General features: G+C 33.3%; 14 protein-coding genes. 10 read left to right on the forward strand and 4 right to left on the reverse strand.

The window, feature by feature from the left end:
- The first annotated feature begins 146 nt into the window (after nucleotides 1–146).
- Nucleotides 147–590, forward strand: coding sequence for a DUF1573 domain-containing protein (locus BMW63_RS04515; protein ID WP_074721658.1), 444 nt, complete (start codon nucleotides 147–149; stop codon nucleotides 588–590).
- A gap of 75 nt (nucleotides 591–665) precedes the next feature.
- Nucleotides 666–1,196, forward strand: coding sequence for an RNA methyltransferase (locus BMW63_RS04520; RefSeq protein WP_074721660.1), 531 nt, complete (start codon nucleotides 666–668; stop codon nucleotides 1,194–1,196).
- Between the two features lie 127 nt (nucleotides 1,197–1,323).
- Here BMW63_RS04520 and folK read toward each other — a convergent pair whose 3' ends face one another.
- Nucleotides 1,324–2,460 carry a 2-amino-4-hydroxy-6-hydroxymethyldihydropteridine diphosphokinase gene (gene folK / locus BMW63_RS04525; RefSeq protein WP_074721662.1) on the reverse strand — a complete coding sequence of 379 codons (1,137 nt, stop codon included), beginning with the start codon at nucleotides 2,458–2,460 and terminating at the stop codon, nucleotides 1,324–1,326.
- A gap of 137 nt (nucleotides 2,461–2,597) precedes the next feature.
- On the opposite strand from folK, the gene sppA reads away from it, so the two are divergent.
- Entirely contained in the window at nucleotides 2,598–4,358 is a 1,761-nt protein-coding gene (gene sppA / locus BMW63_RS04530; RefSeq protein WP_074721664.1) for a signal peptide peptidase SppA, read from the forward strand.
- Between the two features lie 229 nt (nucleotides 4,359–4,587).
- Complete coding sequence (locus BMW63_RS04535; RefSeq protein WP_074721666.1) at nucleotides 4,588–7,227, forward strand: AsmA-like C-terminal region-containing protein; 2,640 nt, start codon at nucleotides 4,588–4,590, stop codon at nucleotides 7,225–7,227.
- Nucleotides 7,228–7,483: 256 nt separating this feature from the next.
- Here BMW63_RS04535 and BMW63_RS04540 read toward each other — a convergent pair whose 3' ends face one another.
- Nucleotides 7,484–8,278, reverse strand: a complete 795-nt coding sequence (locus BMW63_RS04540) for a DUF2797 domain-containing protein (RefSeq protein ID WP_074721668.1) — start codon at nucleotides 8,276–8,278, stop codon at nucleotides 7,484–7,486.
- Nucleotides 8,279–8,372: 94 nt separating this feature from the next.
- Here BMW63_RS04540 and BMW63_RS04545 point away from each other — a divergent pair, with 94 nt between their 5' ends.
- The 6 genes from BMW63_RS04545 to BMW63_RS04570 all read left to right on the forward strand — a co-directional run bounded on the left by BMW63_RS04545 (nucleotide 8,373) and on the right by BMW63_RS04570 (nucleotide 14,718).
- On the forward strand, nucleotides 8,373–9,899 hold the full coding sequence (locus BMW63_RS04545; RefSeq protein WP_074721670.1) for a GH3 auxin-responsive promoter family protein: 1,527 nt from the start codon (nucleotides 8,373–8,375) through the stop codon (nucleotides 9,897–9,899).
- Between the two features lie 140 nt (nucleotides 9,900–10,039).
- Nucleotides 10,040–10,711: a response regulator gene (locus BMW63_RS04550; protein ID WP_083380344.1), complete on the forward strand. Its 672-nt coding sequence runs from the start codon at nucleotides 10,040–10,042 to the stop codon at nucleotides 10,709–10,711.
- Nucleotides 10,712–10,865: 154 nt separating this feature from the next.
- Nucleotides 10,866–11,069: a hypothetical protein gene (locus BMW63_RS04555; RefSeq protein WP_074721672.1), complete on the forward strand. Its 204-nt coding sequence runs from the start codon at nucleotides 10,866–10,868 to the stop codon at nucleotides 11,067–11,069.
- A 347-nt stretch (nucleotides 11,070–11,416) separates the two neighbouring features.
- Nucleotides 11,417–11,956 (forward strand): hypothetical protein, encoded by a 540-nt coding sequence (locus BMW63_RS04560; RefSeq protein WP_175460257.1) that lies wholly within the window; start codon nucleotides 11,417–11,419, stop codon nucleotides 11,954–11,956.
- 9 nt (nucleotides 11,957–11,965) lie between these two features.
- Complete coding sequence (locus BMW63_RS04565; protein WP_074721674.1) at nucleotides 11,966–12,481, forward strand: TlpA family protein disulfide reductase; 516 nt, start codon at nucleotides 11,966–11,968, stop codon at nucleotides 12,479–12,481.
- A gap of 86 nt (nucleotides 12,482–12,567) precedes the next feature.
- Nucleotides 12,568–14,718, forward strand: a complete 2,151-nt coding sequence (locus BMW63_RS04570; RefSeq protein WP_074721676.1) for a peptidase domain-containing ABC transporter — start codon at nucleotides 12,568–12,570, stop codon at nucleotides 14,716–14,718.
- Nucleotides 14,719–14,862: 144 nt separating this feature from the next.
- Here BMW63_RS04570 and serB read toward each other — a convergent pair whose 3' ends face one another.
- A complete protein-coding gene (gene serB / locus BMW63_RS04575; RefSeq protein WP_074721678.1) occupies nucleotides 14,863–16,101 on the reverse strand; it encodes a phosphoserine phosphatase SerB in 1,239 nt (412 codons plus the stop codon).
- A gap of 164 nt (nucleotides 16,102–16,265) precedes the next feature.
- On the reverse strand, nucleotides 16,266–17,498 hold the full coding sequence (gene clpX / locus BMW63_RS04580) for an ATP-dependent Clp protease ATP-binding subunit ClpX (RefSeq protein ID WP_074721680.1): 1,233 nt from the start codon (nucleotides 17,496–17,498) through the stop codon (nucleotides 16,266–16,268).
- Nucleotides 17,499–17,561: the final 63 nt, after the last annotated feature.

Here is a 17,561-nt window from a genome sequence, read left to right on the forward strand (position 1 = left end):
ATTAATGTAAAATGTGACAGCGAATTTAAATATTTTATAGCGAATAAACATCACTTCAAAAATTAAAACCTTTTTTAAGGAAAATTTAAGTAATTGGCACGATTTTTTCTTTAAGTTTGTTGTACTAATCATAAAAAACGAATAAAATGAAGAAAATATTTTTGCTTGCGATGCTAACTGTTCTTGGAGCAGCTACTTCTAATGCACAAGAAACAACAAAAAAAATGAAAGCAACGGCTGCTAAAGTTGCTAAAGTAAACGGAGCCGGAATAGTTTTTGCTTCCGAAACAATTGATTACGGGACAATTGCACACAATGCAGACGGAAAACGCGAATTTGTTTTTACTAACAATGGTACCAAACCATTAATTATTACAAATACTCAAGGTTCATGCGGTTGTACTGTTCCTACTTCTCCAAAAGAGCCAATTGCTCCGGGAGCAAAAGGAATTATTGGTGTCAAATATGCAACTGACAGAATTGGAGCGTTCACTAAAACAGTGACAGTAACTTCAAATGCGGAAGGACAACCAACTAAGATCCTTACTATAAAAGGTACTGTTTTAGGTGATGATGCTCCAAAAAGCTAAATTTTAATTACAGTATTATAAAAAAAGCTTCCCTAATTTCGGAAGCTTTTTTTTATTTGAATAAACCCCGAAGAAATGAGAAAGTTAGAAAACAGCGAATTAGAAAGAAAATCTGTTGAAGATTTTAAAAACTCAGAAAAGACCTCGATTATTATCGTCTTAGATGATGTTCGTAGTTTACACAACATTGGTTCCGTATTTAGAACTGCCGACGCCTTTTTAATTGAAAAAATATATTTGTGCGGCATTACTGCAACACCTCCAAATAAAGAAATCCATAAAACAGCACTTGGAGCGACCGAAACCGTAACGTGGGAGCATAATGAAAATGTTCTTGAAGTAATTGAAAAATTAAAAAAAGAAGCTGTTACTACACTCGCAATCGAGCAAGTAGAAAGTGCCATCTTTCTCCAGGATTTTAAAGTCGATAAAAATAAAAAATATGCTTTGGTGTTTGGGAACGAAGTTCATGGCGTTTCTCAGGAAGCAGTTGCATTATGTGACGGTTGCATCGAAATCCCACAGTTAGGAACTAAGCATTCTTTAAACATCTCTGTGAGTGCAGGAATTGTAATTTGGGATTTGTTTGTCAAAATTAGAAAATAGGATAATAGCAATTACAGATACAATACAGATTGCTCAATTTTAATACTATATCAGTATTACAGCAGGAAGATTCTTAATTGATATAATTAGCTGAATCTCTTTTTTAATTGACTAATTGAACCATTTTCTAATTGTTAATTTTTTTTCTAATCTCCTCTAAAACAAAAAGATAATCTTCTTGATTTTTTACGAAATCTTTATCAGAAACATCAATAATTAAAACGTTCAAATCTGTTTGTGATTTAATATAATCCAAGTAGCCGCTGTTGATTTTGTCCAAATAATCCGCTGGAATTTTTTGTTCATAGTTTCTGCCCCTTTTCTTTATATTCTGTAAAAGACGTTCTGAATTTTGGTACAAATAAATATACAAGTCCGGCTTAGGCATTTCTCTATACACAATATCAAACAGATTGCGGTATAACCTGTATTCATCTTCTGCTAAAGTTATTTTAGCAAAAATTAAGGATTTAAAAATATGATAATCTGCCACCAAAAAATCTTTAAATAAATCAAATTGTGCCAAATCATCTGATAATTGCTGATACCTATCAGCCAGAAAAGACATTTCAAGCGGAAAAGCATATCGATTTTGATCTTTATAGAATTTTGGTAAAAACGGATTATCCGCAAAGCGCTCTAACACGGTTTTAGCATTAAAATCTTCCGCAATTTTGATTGCTAAAGTTGTTTTCCCTGCTCCAATATTTCCTTCTAAAGCAACATAATTGAATTGTTCCAATGCAATACTTTGCAATGGACTTTCTACCGTTTCTATCGCTTCGCACTCACTATGATCTGAAGAAACCTCTAATAACTCAGAAATATTTTTTTTTATAACAGGATGCTTCCAATCCAAATTTAAATCTTGGATCGGCAACAGCACGAATTTTCTGTCTTGCATCAATGGATGCGGAACTTGCAGCTTTTCGGAATCAATTATTTCTTCATCAAAAGCAATCAGGTCAATATCTATAATTCGAGATTGGTATCCTTTTTTGTCACTGCGAATACGCCCTAATTCCTTTTCAACCTTCAAGGCTTGAGTAAGAATCTTGTGTGGCGCACTAAAGGTGTGTAAAACTAACGCACAATTATAGAAGGCGTCACTATCAAAACCCCAAGAGGGAGTTTCAAATATCCGAGAAACTTTAATTACCGTACCAATTTTTTGATGGATTAATTCTATACAATGCTTCACGTTTTCAAGCCGATTCCCTTGATTACTGCCTATCGATAAAATAACCTGATGTTGTGATTTCATATTAAGCACAAATTAACTAAAAGAATTTTAGAATTAGCGATATATTTGTACAAAGTGTCAGCAACTAAATTCAGTTTTTTCAAATGTAAATCTGTAACATTCCACACTTTTCACTACTAATAAATAAAAATATAATTATGAAGTTTTTAGGAAATGTATTGGCGACCATCATTGGTCTATTTATTTTTTTCATGCTGTTCTTTTTTGGAGTACTAATTATCGGGGCAATCTTTGGAGGCGATAGCGAAGCAATAACAGTCAAAAATAATTCTGTAATCGAATTAAATCTCGAAGACATAAAATACGACTATGCTGGAAAATACGAAGACCCATGGATCACTATTTTTACAGATAAAAAAAGCGTCGGACTCACTGATGTTATCAAAGCGATAGAAGAAGCTAAAACGGACAATGATATCAAAGGGATATCCATCTTGAATAACGAATCTACACTAGGGATGGCGCAAAGTAAAGCCTTGAGAGATGAATTAGAAAGTTTTAAGAAGTCAGGGAAGTTTGTAATGGCCTACGCCAATTCCTACACCCAGAAAGAATACTACCTGAATTCAGTTGCCAATCCTATCTATATAAATCCTGTAGGAGATATGGATTTCAAAGGATTATCTGCTGAACTCATGTTTTTTAAGGACTTTCAGGAAAAAACTGGAGTAAAAATGGAAGTAATACGCCACGGAAAATACAAAAGTGCGGTAGAACCTTTTCTTGAAAATGAAATGAGTGACGCTAACAGAGAGCAGGTCACTGCACTGTTAAATTCAGTTTGGAATTCAGTGACAGCAGATATTTCAAAAAGTAGAAATATCTCCATTGCTAAACTAAATGAAATTGCAAACGGTCTGCTTGCCCGAACTCCAGAAATGGCAAAAGAGCAAAAACTCGTTGACATTATAGCCTATGAAGATGTCTATCATGATGCCATCAGAAAAGCGTTAAAAGTAGAAAAAGACGAAGACTACAACAAAGTCAGCATCTTTGATTACACTAAAAAGATGACAACTACCAGCGTAAGTACAGATTCTAAAAATCAAATTGCCGTTATCTATGCACAAGGAGAAATTCAAAGTGGCGAAGGAGATGTTAACACTATTGGGGAAGGATCAATGAGACGTTCTTTACAAGAAGCAAGAAAAAACAAAGATGTAAAAGCGATTGTACTTCGTATTGATAGTCCGGGTGGAAGCGCACTTACATCCGATTTAATTTGGAGAGAAATAGAATTAACTAAAAAAGTAAAACCTATCGTTGTTTCTATGGGTAATTATGCCGCTTCTGGAGGGTATTACATTGCTTGTAATGCTAATACTATTTTTGCCCAAAACAATACCATAACTGGCTCGATAGGCGTTTTTGGAATACTACCTAATTTTAGTCAACTAACAACTAAACTTGGTATCCACACAGAGCAAGTAAATACACATGAGAATTCTGCTCGATATAGCCCATTTGTACCACTAGACGAAAAATTTAAGGCAGTGACTCTGGAAGGCGTAGAACATATTTACAAAACGTTCGTAACCCATGTCGCCGAAGGACGAAAAATGACTTTCGCACAAGTAGACTCTATTGCTCAAGGAAGAGTTTGGGCAGGTTCAGAAGCCATAAAGATTGGTCTTATTGATAAAATTGGAGGTCTGGACGATGCAATAAAGGAAGCAGCCGCTTTAGCAAAAGTAAAAACCTACAAAACACAAAACTATCCTGAATATAAAAAAGATTTAAATGATCTTTTGGCCAACTTCCCTTTTGCACAGTCTAAAGAAGCTTTTATAAAAGAGGAAATAGGAGAAGAAAACTACAAATTATTGCAAGAAATAAAAAAAATAAAATCTCAAAAAGGAGTCCAAATGGCGATGCCATTTGAAATAAATATACAATAGATAAAGACACTTTAAAAATTAAATCCGTTTGATCTCTTTTTCAAACGGATTTTTTATGCTTTTTAAAATCGGAAGTACAAGGGAATTTATCTCTATATTCGATAAAAAAATAAGCAATCTATCATTTATGAAAACTTTAGAGTCTGACTAATTCATTAAAATGGTATTTTTGTAATAAATTACGGCAACATATTTGCTATATAACCAGTAAACAAAACATCTAAAACATATGTTAAGTAAAATTTTAAAAATAGTTGGAAGTATACTTATTCTACTAGCAGTAACCTTATTTGCAGTTCCTTATTTTTTCAAAGATCAAATAAAAGCAAAAATTACAGAGGCGATAAATAAAAAAGTAGATGCCAACGTCAGTTTTATAGATGCTGATTTGAGTCTCTTTAAAAACTTCCCCAATGCTAATGTTACTTTATACCAGTTGAACATTATAAATAAAGCACCTTTTAAAGGTGACACTTTAGTATCAATCGAAGAAATAGATTTGAAAATGTCTATTAAAGAACTTTTTAAAGGGAAAGACGAAGCCATGGACATTCAAGGAATAGCCACAAAAAACGGTATGATAAATATTCTTTTCAATAAAGACGGAATAGGAAATTATGACATTGCTATAAAAAACGAAGAGACTAGTGCAGGCAAACCCTTAAAATTAAATATTCAAAAGTATGAAATTGAGAACTTCAAGTTCAAGTACTTTGACGAAAGTTCAAAAATAAAAATGGTGATTGACAGTATAAACCATGAAGGAACTGGCGACTTTGCAGCATCAAAATTAGATTTGGTCACAAAATCAACTGCAAAAATCACCCTTGACATGGATAAAGTCAACTACATGAAAAATGTTCCGGTAACATTAGACGCCGTTTTAGGTATTGATTTAGACAAAAGCAAATATACTTTCAAAGAAAACAAAGCATTAATCAATCAATTACCGCTAGAATTTGATGGGTTTATTCAACTTGTTGAGGCTGGTCAGGAATATGATTTAAAATTTAAAACACCTACATCGTCCTTTAAAAATTTCCTTGGAATTATCCCGGCAGTTTACGCCGCAAATTTAGATAACGTAAAGACAACAGGTGATTTTACCGTTGTTGGTTTCGCAAAAGGATTGTATTCAGATACAACGGTACCAAAATTCAATATCGACATCGCTTCAAACAATGCTTCGGTTCAGTATCCTGATTTACCAAAATCAATTCAAAATATAATAATCGATAGTAAAATTATAAATGAAACCGGAATTTTAAACGACACTTATATCAATCTTGACAAACTTTCTTTTAGAATAGATCAAGATGTTTTTAATGCCAAAGCAAACATTAGAAATATTACTGAAAATGCACTTGTCGATGCTGTATTAAAGGGAACAATCAATTTAGCAAATGTATCAAAAGCTTATCCTATAAAATTAGAAAAGCCATTAACTGGAGTTTTAAAAGCGGATGTAACCACTAAATTTGACATGTTATCTGTGGAAAAAAGCCAATATGACAAAATCAATAATGCCGGAACTATGAGTTTATCTGGTTTTAAATATGCAGATGAAAATGGCAAAACAATGAACATCAGCAACGCCTTGATTCAGTTTAATCCTAGTCAGGTGAATTTAAAACAATTTGACGCTACAACAGGAAAAAGTGACTTAAGTGTTACTGGAATTTTAGAAAATTTTTATGGCTTTATTTTTAAGAACCAAGAGTTGAAAGGAAATTTCAATCTGAATTCAAATCAGTTGGACGTTAGCGATTTCATGACTACAGCAGAAGCTGGTAAAACAAATGAGAAAACAGAAGCGATGAAAATCCCTGCCTTTTTAAACTGTTCTCTTACCGCCAAAGCAAATACTGTACTGTATGATAATTTAACATTGAAAGACGTATCCGGAAAATTGATTGTTAAGGACGAGAAGCTGACAATGGAAAACATAAAAACTACTGTTTTTGATGGAAACATTGGTTTGAACGGAGCCGTTTCCACAAAAGGAAAAGTACCGACTTTTAACATGGATCTCTCGCTGAAGCAAGTGGACATCGCACAGTCATTTACCCAATTGGATCTATTGAAAAAACTGGCTCCTATTGCAGGAATTATTAATGGTAAATTGAATTCAACAATCAAACTGAACGGAAATCTTGACGCTACTGCCATGAGACCTGATTTAAAAACATTAACTGGAGATTTATTAGGGCAATTACTTTCGACCACCCTAAATTCTAATAACTCCACTTTGTTAACTGCATTAGGCTCTAATTTGAAATTCATTGACGTCAGTAAAATTAATTTAAACGATTTAAAGGCAGCTATTACTTTTAAAGACGGAATGGTAAGCGTAAAACCTTTTAACATCAATTACAAAGATATCAAAGCAACTATTGGTGGAACACATGGTTTTGACCAAAGCATGAAGTACAATATCAAATTTGATGTACCTGCCAAATATTTAGGATCAGAAGCCAATGCGTTAATCGCAAGACTGACTCCGGCAGAAGCCGCTAAACTAGAAAGTATCCCCGTTAATGCTTCATTGACAGGCAATTTTACGAGTCCAAAAATATCCACTGATATCGCAACTGCAGTAACTAATCTGACTAATCAATTGGTGCAGCAACAAAAAGAACGATTGGTAAAACAAGGAACATCTTCATTGACTGATTTAATCAATAAAAACAAAAAAACGGGTGACACGACTAAAACAGTGATTCCAGCAAAAAAGGAAGAAGTGAAAGCAGCCGTTCAAACAAAAGCTAAAGAAGAGGTAAAAGCTAAAGCGACCGATTTAATCAATGGTTTGTTTAAGAAAAAGAAAACTGCTGAGCCAAAACCAGCAGAACCTGAAACGACACCATAAATTTTAAGGTTTATTTCAGTGAAATAAAAAAGGAGTACTCCATACAAGTTTGTGAGTACTCCTTTTTACTTATAAAAAAAGTGTTTACAATTCTTTTGAGTGTGTGTTATTTTCAATAATTATATTTTTTCACTCGGTTTTAAATGAGGTCTATTATCAAAAATATACGATTCATACAGCTAATTATTGTGCTATATTTTGAAGAAAAATATTTTTCTTGTTTTTTCAAAATGGTCACGCCCAAATCCTAGAAATATTAAACTGAAATCTTGACTACATAACCCTCAGAACTGCGAACGTTAAACACCGTGCCATCTTCAAATAAAAGATACTGCCCTTTTATCCCTGTGAGTTTTCCTTGAAAACTGGGAGTCTTATCCAGGCTTAAGCTTTTTACTTTGATAGGGTATTGTAAAACCGGATAATGCATTTCGTATAAATCATTTTTATTCAAAAAGAAATACTCTTTAACTTCCTCTGGAATAAGGTTTTCTAGCTTTAATCTTTCGGCAACTAAATCAACATGTTCCACAGTATTGGTTAACATTTTTCTCCAATTAGTTTTATCAGCATAGTGATTTTTAAGGGCTACCTCAGTGATTCCAGCCAAATAACGATTCGGCACTTCCACAATTGAAATGGCTTCATTTGCTCCTTGATCAATCCATCGTGTAGGCATTTGAGTTTTTCGGGTTACCCCTACTTTTACCTCACTAGACAAGGCTAAATAAACAATATGGGGTTGCAATTGCACTTTTTCCTCATATGCCAAATCTCTATCCTGAATCCCGAGATGTGCGGTACTCAATTCCGGTCTCATAATCCAATCTCCCACTGCAGCGCTCGAATAAAAACAATCGTAACAACAACCTTGACGAAATATTTTTTTCTTCTTTTTACAATTTAAACATTGGTATCCCACAAAATTAATTTCAAGGCTTTTATCCAATAATTGATTCACATTTAAAAAACTATCTTCAAACACTAAATAATATTGAATTGGATTCCCAAATTCAGTTTGCATTTTAGTAAGTACACCTTCGTATTGCATTAAGTTTGATTTTTAAAGTTTGATGTATGACAAATTTTGTTATTTTTGGTAAAGTTATAATTCATAACTCATAATTCATAACTCCCATCAAATAATGCCTATTCAATTAATAAATTCATTTGCGTCCTGGGTTCTAAAACAACGAATCCATCAGATCGAACTTTTCCTGAAATACCCAAATGAGGTGCAGGATGAGCTGCTTATGAATTTAATTCAATCAGCAAAAAATACGGAGTTAGGTAAAAAATACGATTTTGATTCCACTAATTCTTATACCACTTTTGTAGATAGAGTTCCGATCAGCAGCTATGAAGAATTTCAACCTTTGATAGAACGAACCCGAAGCGGTGAACAAAATCTATTTTGGGAAACCCCTATAAAATGGTTTGCAAAATCAAGCGGAACAACTAATGCTAAAAGTAAATTTATTCCAGTAAGTCCTGAAGCATTAGAAGATTGTCATTATAAAGGAAGTAAGGATTTGCTGTGCATGTATTTAAACAACAATGAAAACTCCGAACTTTTTACAGGAAAAAGTCTCCGTTTAGGAGGGAGTTCTCAAATATACGAGGACAACAACTCCTTTTTTGGTGATTTGTCTGCCATTCTGATTGAGAACATGCCTATTTGGGCTGAATTCAGTAGTACACCGAGCAATAAAATTTCACTTATGAGTGAATGGGAAGCAAAAATTGCCGCTATCATTAATGAAACTAAAAAAGAAAATGTAACTAGTTTTGCAGGTGTTCCGTCCTGGATGTTAGTTTTAATGAATAAAATGCTCGAAAAAACCGGAAAAGGAAATCTACTTGAAATTTGGCCCAACCTAGAAGTTTATTTCCATGGCGGTGTCAATTTTGAGCCTTACCGCGATCAATACCGAAAAATACTCCCTAAAAAGGATTTTAAATATTACGAAATATACAACGCTTCCGAAGGCTTTTTTGCGATTCAGGATCTCAACAATTCCAGTGATTTATTGTTAATGCTCGATTACGGAATCTTCTATGAATTTATTCCAATGGATACTTTTGGAACTCCAAATCAAAAGGTAGTCCGTTTAGCCGATGTAGAAATTTTTAAAAATTACGCCATTGTAATAACTACAAACTCCGGTTTATGGCGTTATTTGATTGGTGACACGGTTCGTTTTACCTCTTTAAGCCCGTACCGTATTCGAGTGACAGGGAGAACAAAACACCACATCAACGTATTTGGAGAAGAATTGATGGTCGAAAACACAGATATGGCTATTGCCAAAGCTTGTAAAATGACCCAGAACGAAGTGGTAGATTACACCGTTGCCCCAGTTTTTATGATTGACAAAGAAAAAGGAGCGCATGAATGGATGATCGAATTTAAAGAAACTCCAAAATGCATTGACACGTTCCGAAATATATTAGACGAAACATTACAATCTCTTAATTCAGATTACGAGGCCAAACGCCGTAACAACATGACTCTAAACCCACTGATTATTAATGTCGCCCGCAAAAACTTGTTTTATGACTGGCTAAAAGACAGAGATAAGCTAGGTGGCCAACATAAAATCCCTAGACTGTCTAATCAAAGAGATTATTTAGAACAATTGAAAAGTATGCAAATGGAGTTAATTGGATAAGCAATTTTTATAAGATATTTAGCTAGATTGAGTAAGTATAGGAATATACTAAAGCAATTTAAACGAAAGGTGAAATTGATGTATTTTTTTTGTAAGCTAATTCTATTATTATATCTTGTGGATTATTTAAAATTCACTTCATGATTACATCCAACGTATTTCTAGTTGACGACCATCCTATGACTGTCGATAGCTATAGAAGTCTAATTTCACAAATAAAAACTAAAGCTACAGATGATAATTTTGTAACAGCATTTTCTTGTGAACAAGCATATAATAGGATTATTGAAAAACACAACGATCAAGAAAACTTTGATGTTGCCCTTGTAGATATAAGTTTGCCTGCCTATCCAGCTAAAAATCTACTTACAGGTATTGATGTAGCTAAACTCATTAGGAATTATTTCCCCGCGTGTAAAATAATATTACTCACTATGCACAGTGAACCTGCAATTGTCACAACTGCCAAACACGAAGTTAATCCAGAAGGCTTCATTTTAAAGAGTGATATAGATGCAACAAGTTTTGTAACGGCGTATCAATCTATAACGCTAGGTGCCACCTTTTACAGCGATACCATTAGTAAAACACAAAACAACACCATCATAAAGAAACTAAATTTTGATGCTATTGATTTACAAATCTTAGTTTTAATTGACAAAAAAATTAAAACCAAAGACATGCCAAATCATATAGACCTTTCCTTGAGTGCTATTGAGAAAAGGAAAGCGTGTATAAAAAACACACTATTAAAAGAAAAAAGCAGTAACAAAGAACTAATCGTAGAAGCAAAAAAATTACGACTAACTTAATTTATAGTAAAAAACCGTACTATTTTAACATAATAACCGTAAAATAGATAGCAATAAAATAATACATTTGAAAAACGCTAGTAATCCAAAATTAAGTGCACGTAATTAGCGGACTACCTAGTAAACTATTATTAACCAATTAAATTATTATTTTATGAAAACATTAGAATTAAATCAGATGGAAAATCTGGAAGGCGGAAAGTGGGCTTGTGCTGCAGGTATTGCAGGTGGATTCATGGTGGGTATGGCTTCTGCTACTGGTAACGGTATAGCGTTTGCTCTAGGGCCTGTAGGGGTTACATGGGGACTGATTGGAGGTATAGGCGGTGCCTTATTAGGTGGCTCAGCTGTATGCTAGAAAAAAAAAAACTAATTTGGTTTTGTATAAAACCAAATTAGTTATTTATAATTACAAACCATTTATAAACTTTCTTTTAAACAATAATACATAGCTATGCAAAAGATAACTCGTTTTTCAATTATAGGAATTTTAATTTCGCTAATTGTGTTAATATTTAAAGATTCTAATGTTTCTAAGGTTTTAGCACTTTGTGCTTTAATCATTTTTACGATTATGTTTTTTTCTAACGTAAAAAAAGAAAAAAAAACTAAACAATGAAAATTAAATGGTCTTTCATACTTCTTACATTTTTAACTGTATTTATAAGTTTTTTTTTAATAAAATTACTTCATATTAATCAACTTTTGAATCTTAGTTTAACAAATACTTTAAAAAGTGATGATCTTGAAAAATACCTAAATCTTAGAGAAAAATGGGCTTTTGTAAGTTACTTGTTAATTCCAGTAATTATTCTCATTAAATTGGTACTCATAAGTTCCATCTTGAATATTAGCATGTTCATGTTTAGTGAAAAAAAAATTAAATTTAAACAACTATTTCATATTATCATTAAAGCAGAATTCATTTTCTTACTAGTTCCAATATTTAAAATCATCTGGTTTTACTTTTTTAAAACAAATTACACGCTTGAAGATATACAATTTTTCTATCCATTGTCTGCATTGAGTATTGTTGGTTATAAAGGATTAGAACCATGGTTAATATATCCTTTTCAAGTAATTAATTTATTTGAGCTAGCCTACTGGCTACTTCTCGCTTATTTTATTGGTAAAATTACCGAAACGAATATGGATCACGGATTAAAAATTGTTTCGTCTAGTTATGGTAGTGCACTGTTACTTTGGGTAGTGGTCATTATGTTTTTTACTTTGAACTACTCTTAAACAATCTAAATGAAAAAAATATTTAAAATCGTACTTCCTCTGGTTTTTGTAAGCTTAATATCTTTAATGGGTTACAAGATAGTTACTAAAATCAAACATAAAAAAGAGATCGCAGCAAACATAAAAACCATTCCTGCTTTTATATACCAAAATTTAAACGGAGAGTCTTTTTCTAATAAAAATTTAAAAACGGACACCCCTACTCTTTTTATTTATTTTAATAGTGAATGCGAATACTGTAATGAAGAAGCTCACATGATTGAGGAAAGTGTAGATAAATTTAGACCGTACCAACTTGTTTTTGTTTCATTTGAGAAACCAGAACTGATAAAAACATTTGCTCAAAAACATAATCTTTTAAATTATGGTAACATTCATTTTGTATGTGACTCTAAAGTTACTTTCGCTACTACCTTTGATGTTCAATCTTTGCCTTGTTTAGTTATATATGATAAACACCAACAACTCATTGAGAAGTTGAAAGGGCAAACTAAAGTAGAAACTATCTTAAAAAAACTACAATAAAAATGATGAGATTCCTATTGGGTCGGTCTCGAGCAAAGCGAACAGGCGAAGCAATGACAAAATGAAGCAATAGCAAACTAAGAATAATGACTACAAAACATATCGAAAAAACCCATACACTACAGCTAGACCAATCTGATTGTGGTGTAGCCTGTTTATTGTCTCTTATAAAATTATATGGCGGTTTACAATCTATCGAAAAATTACGTGAATTAAGCGGAACGACTAAACAAGGCACAACCTTATTGGGCTTATATCAAGTTGCCAATGAATTAGGATTTAATGCCGAGGGCTGCGAAGCAGATATACAAGCTTTAATTGATCACAAACAACCAGTAATTCTTCACGTAGTAATAGAAGATAAACTACAACATTACGTGGTTTGTTATCACTATGATGACCAAAAAGGTTTCTTAATTGGCGATCCTGGTAAAGGAATTCATTATTTATCGACAAATGAATTAGATGAAATTTGGGTTTCAAAAAGCTGTTTAACACTAGAACCCAATGATAACTTTGTAAAAGAAACTGAAGTCAAAAATGCGCAACAGAAGTGGTTTTTAGCATTACTAGAACCAGACTATAAATTACTGTGGATTAGTGTGCTACTTGGTGTGTTTGTGGCAGGTTTAGGAATGTCCATGTCTTTGTTTTCTCAAAAACTAATTGATGATATTTTACCGTCGCATAATATCAATAAACTAATCTCTGGAATTGTATTATTGGCTATATTGCTATTGGCACGAGTTGGAATATCGGTATTACGAGAGTTTTTCCTGCTACAACAGTCTAAAGATTTCAATAATCGCATCAACAATCAGTTTTTTTCCTCTTTGCTTCATCTTCCAAAACCTTTTTTTGATACTCGAAAAATAGGAGAATTAGTTGCTCGACTAAATGACACACAAAGAGTTCAGAGAGTCATTAAAATGCTGGCAAGCAGCTTAGTAATTGATGTATTAGTTTCTATCATTTCGTTAGTTTTCTTGTTCGGTTACTCATGGAAATTAGGTTTAATTTCATTATTGACCATGCCTGTTTATTTTTATATTATTTATAGAAGTAACAAAGCCATAATTGAAGCACAAAAATCAGTCATGCAAAGTTATGCATTTAACGAAAGCAATTATATCAATACGATTCAGGGAATTGCAACTATAAAGAACGATAACAAACAAGCCGTTTTTAGCAAAACCAATGAAATGATTTTCGAGAACTTTCAAGAAAAACTATTTCATTTAGGGAAAATAAATATTCGTCTTTCCTGGCAATCAGGACTGGCCAGTGTTTTCTTTTTGACAGGAGTTTTAATTTACACCTCTAGTCAAGTTTTCAACAAAGAAATTAAATTAGGGGAATTAATGGCAATTTTAGGGATCGTAGGTTCCTTATTACCATCAATTGCAAATCTAGCATTGATATCAATACCTATTAATGAAGCCAAAATTGCATTCAATAGAATGTTTGAATTTGCTTCTATCGAAAAAGAAAAAGAAGCAGGTTTTTCAATCGATGAAATCAAAAGTGTTTCATTAACAAATCTATCTTTTCGATTCGCGGGACGAAGTGAATTATTTTCGAACGTTAATATTAAAATAGAAAAAGGAAAACTAACGGCAATTGTAGGAGAAAGCGGTAGTGGAAAAAGTACAATTGGTCAAATACTACAGCGGTTTTATAATTTTGAAAAAGGAACTATTACAGTTAATAATACATACCAACTGTCAGAAATTGAATTACACAGCTATCGCAAATTGATAGGCGTAGTTCCGCAAGAAATAATCATTTTCAATGGCAATGTAATTGATAATATTTTACTTGGAGCAACTGAAACGCCAGAAAACATAATTTCATTCCTTACCGAATATGGTTTTGACACTTATTTTAACCAATTGCCACAGGGATTCGCAACGATAGTGGGAGAAGAAGGAATTAATTTATCAGGTGGACAAAAACAAATTATAGCTTTAGCTAGAGTATTATATAAAAAACCTCAGTTTCTAATTTTAGATGAAGCGACATCGGCAATGGATAGAAACACAGAGAATTTCTCTATGGCTTTATTAGACAAAATAAAACCCAACTGTGCTATTTTCTTCATTTCACATCGCTTGAATACCTTGAAAAAAATTGCAGACACTATATACGTTCTCGAAAATGGCACATTATCAACCACTGGGAATCATGAAGAGCTGATGGAAACTACTAATTTTTATAGTGAATATTGGCAAGAATAGAATAACAAGTTGTGTATTCTAAAAAATGCTGTTAAACTTGGCATTAAACATAATATAATGAGATATTCAAATCAACACGATCAATTGAGCAGTTGAAAGAAATGCACTTGGAGTCGATTTAAAAGCTATTATGAAGTATTGCTCTTATTCTATCTCCATCATATCAATATGCCTATCGTGGTATCCTAATAAGTACAAAACACCATCTAAGCCTAAGCTGGAAATAGAACTTTCTGCGCTTTCTTTTACGGTTAGTTTTGCATGAAAAGCAATTCCTAAACCGGCTAAATTTAGCATAGGTAAATCGTTGGCACCATCACCAACAGCAATCGTTTGATTAATGTGTATCCCTTCTCTTTCAGCTATCTCTTGCAAGTATTCGGCCTTCTTAGCGCCATCAACGATTTCGCCAAGATACTTACCGGTTAATTTACCATCTATAATTTCTAATTCATTGGCATGAACATAATCAATCCCCAATTCTTTTTGCAGGTATTTACCAAAGAAGGTAAATCCTCCTGATAAAATAGCGGTTTTATATCCGTAATATTTTAGCGCTTTCATCAAACGATGCGCTCCTTTGGTGATGGGTAAATTTTCAGCCACACCTTGCAGTACTTCCTCACTTAAACCTTCTAACAAGGCCATGCGTTGTTTAAAGCTTTCTTTAAAATCAATTTCGCCATTCATCGCCGCTTCTGTAATCGCTCTTACCTGCTCTCCTACACCAGCTAGATCAGCTAATTCATCAATTACTTCGGTTTGAATCAGAGTCGAATCCATATCAAAACAAACCAAACGTCTGTTTCTTCTAAACATATTGTCCTCTTGAAAAGAAATATCCACATCCATAGTTCTGGAGATTTCCATAAAACTAGCCGTCATTAAGGCCTTGTTTTCCATAATACCTGACACAGATAACTGCACACAAGAACGAGGATATTCTTCTTTAACAACAATAGAAGCTCTACTGGTTAATCTTTTTATGGAATCAATATTTAAATGTTGGTCGGACATTATTTTAGTCACCGCAGCAATTTGTTTAGCAGCTAATTTTTCGCCTAGAATATTAATGATATAGCGTTGTTTGGATTGTGTTTTTACCCAGCTTTCGTAATCTTCAATAGTAATAGGAACGAACTTTACTTTAATTCCTAATTCATATCCTTTAAACAACAAGTCTTTTAAGACTGGGGCAGAAGTAGAACCTGCTTCAATTTCGAACAAAATCCCCAAAGAAAGTGTTTCGTGAATATCAGCCTGGCCAATGTCTAAAACAATCGCATTATAGTTAGCCAATACCGCTGTTAAGCCAGCTGTAACACCTGGTTTATCCTGCCCAGAAACTTTTAATAAAATAATCTCTTTGTCTTCTGTTGCCATTATATATCGATATTGATTTAGAAGTAACAAAAATCGGTAATCTATTTGTTTATAAAAAAGAATCTTCTTTGTTTTTTATAACAATAACAAATACCTCAAAATACCCACAAAAAAACCCGCTCAATTGAATGAACGGGCTAATGTTTTTGAGAAAAACGCAATTTCTATGATGCTATCTCTAATCGCTTCAACAAATTCTTATTTAAAGTTTCTGTTGCATAGTTCTTATCAATTTCTAATACTTTAGTATCTGAACTTGGTAATTCATACATAGCATCTGTTAAGACCGCCTCGCATAACGAACGCAATCCACGAGCTCCTAATTTGTATTCTAATGCTTTATCAACAATAAAATCCAAAGCTTCGTCAGTGATTGAAAATTCAACCTCATCCATTAAAAACAATTTTTGATATTGTTTGATTAACGCATTTTTAGGTTGAGTCAAAATCGCACGAAGCGTTTCTCTGTCTAAAGGATCCATGTGTGTCAATACCGGCAAACGGCCAATAATTTCTGGAATCAATCCGAAATCTTTGATGTCTTTAGGTATAATGTATTGTAGTAAATTCTCTTTGTCAATATTGTCCACATTTTTTGATGTAGAATATCCAACAGCTTGACGATTCAATCTTTTAGAAATAATTCTTTCGATTCCGTCAAAAGCACCACCGGCGATAAACAAGATATTCTGAGTATTTACCTCAACAAATTTTTGGTCTGGGTGCTTACGTCCTCCTTTAGGTGGCACGTTTACAACTGTTCCTTCTAATAGTTTCAACAATGCTTGTTGTACTCCTTCACCAGAAACGTCACGTGTAATAGACGGGTTGTCACTCTTACGGGCGATTTTGTCTATTTCATCAATAAAAACGATTCCGCGCTCTGCTTTGGCAACATCATAATCAGCAGCTTGTAGCAAACGTGTCAAGATACTCTCAACGTCTTCTCCTACATAACCTGCTTCTGTCAATACAGTCGCATCAACAATGGCCAAAGGAACGTCAAGCATTTTTGCAATTGTTTTTGCAACCAATGTTTTACCAGTTCCAGTTTGTCCTACCATGATGATATTACTTTTTTCAATCTCTACCTCATCGTCTTGCTGCTGTTGCATTAAACGTTTGTAGTGATTGTAAACCGCAACCGACATTACTTTTTTAGTTTGATCTTGCCCGATTACATATTGATCTAAGAACGCTCTAATTTCCTTTGGTTTCTTTAAAATAAGATCCCCAGCTAATTTTGAACTTCCACTAGATTTCAATTCTTCTAAAACAATTCCATGTGCCTGCTCAATACATTTATCGCATATGTGCGCATCAATTCCAGCAATCAATAAATTGGTGTCTGGTTTTTTCCTTCCGCAAAATGAGCATTCTAATTTTTCTTTCGCCATCTTTTATAGTTTTCAGTCTCGGCCAACAGTCACAGTACTCAATACTGCGACTGCAAACTGCCT

The sequence above is a fragment of the Flavobacterium frigoris genome (genome assembly GCF_900111075.1).
Taxonomy (GTDB): domain Bacteria; phylum Bacteroidota; class Bacteroidia; order Flavobacteriales; family Flavobacteriaceae; genus Flavobacterium; species Flavobacterium frigoris.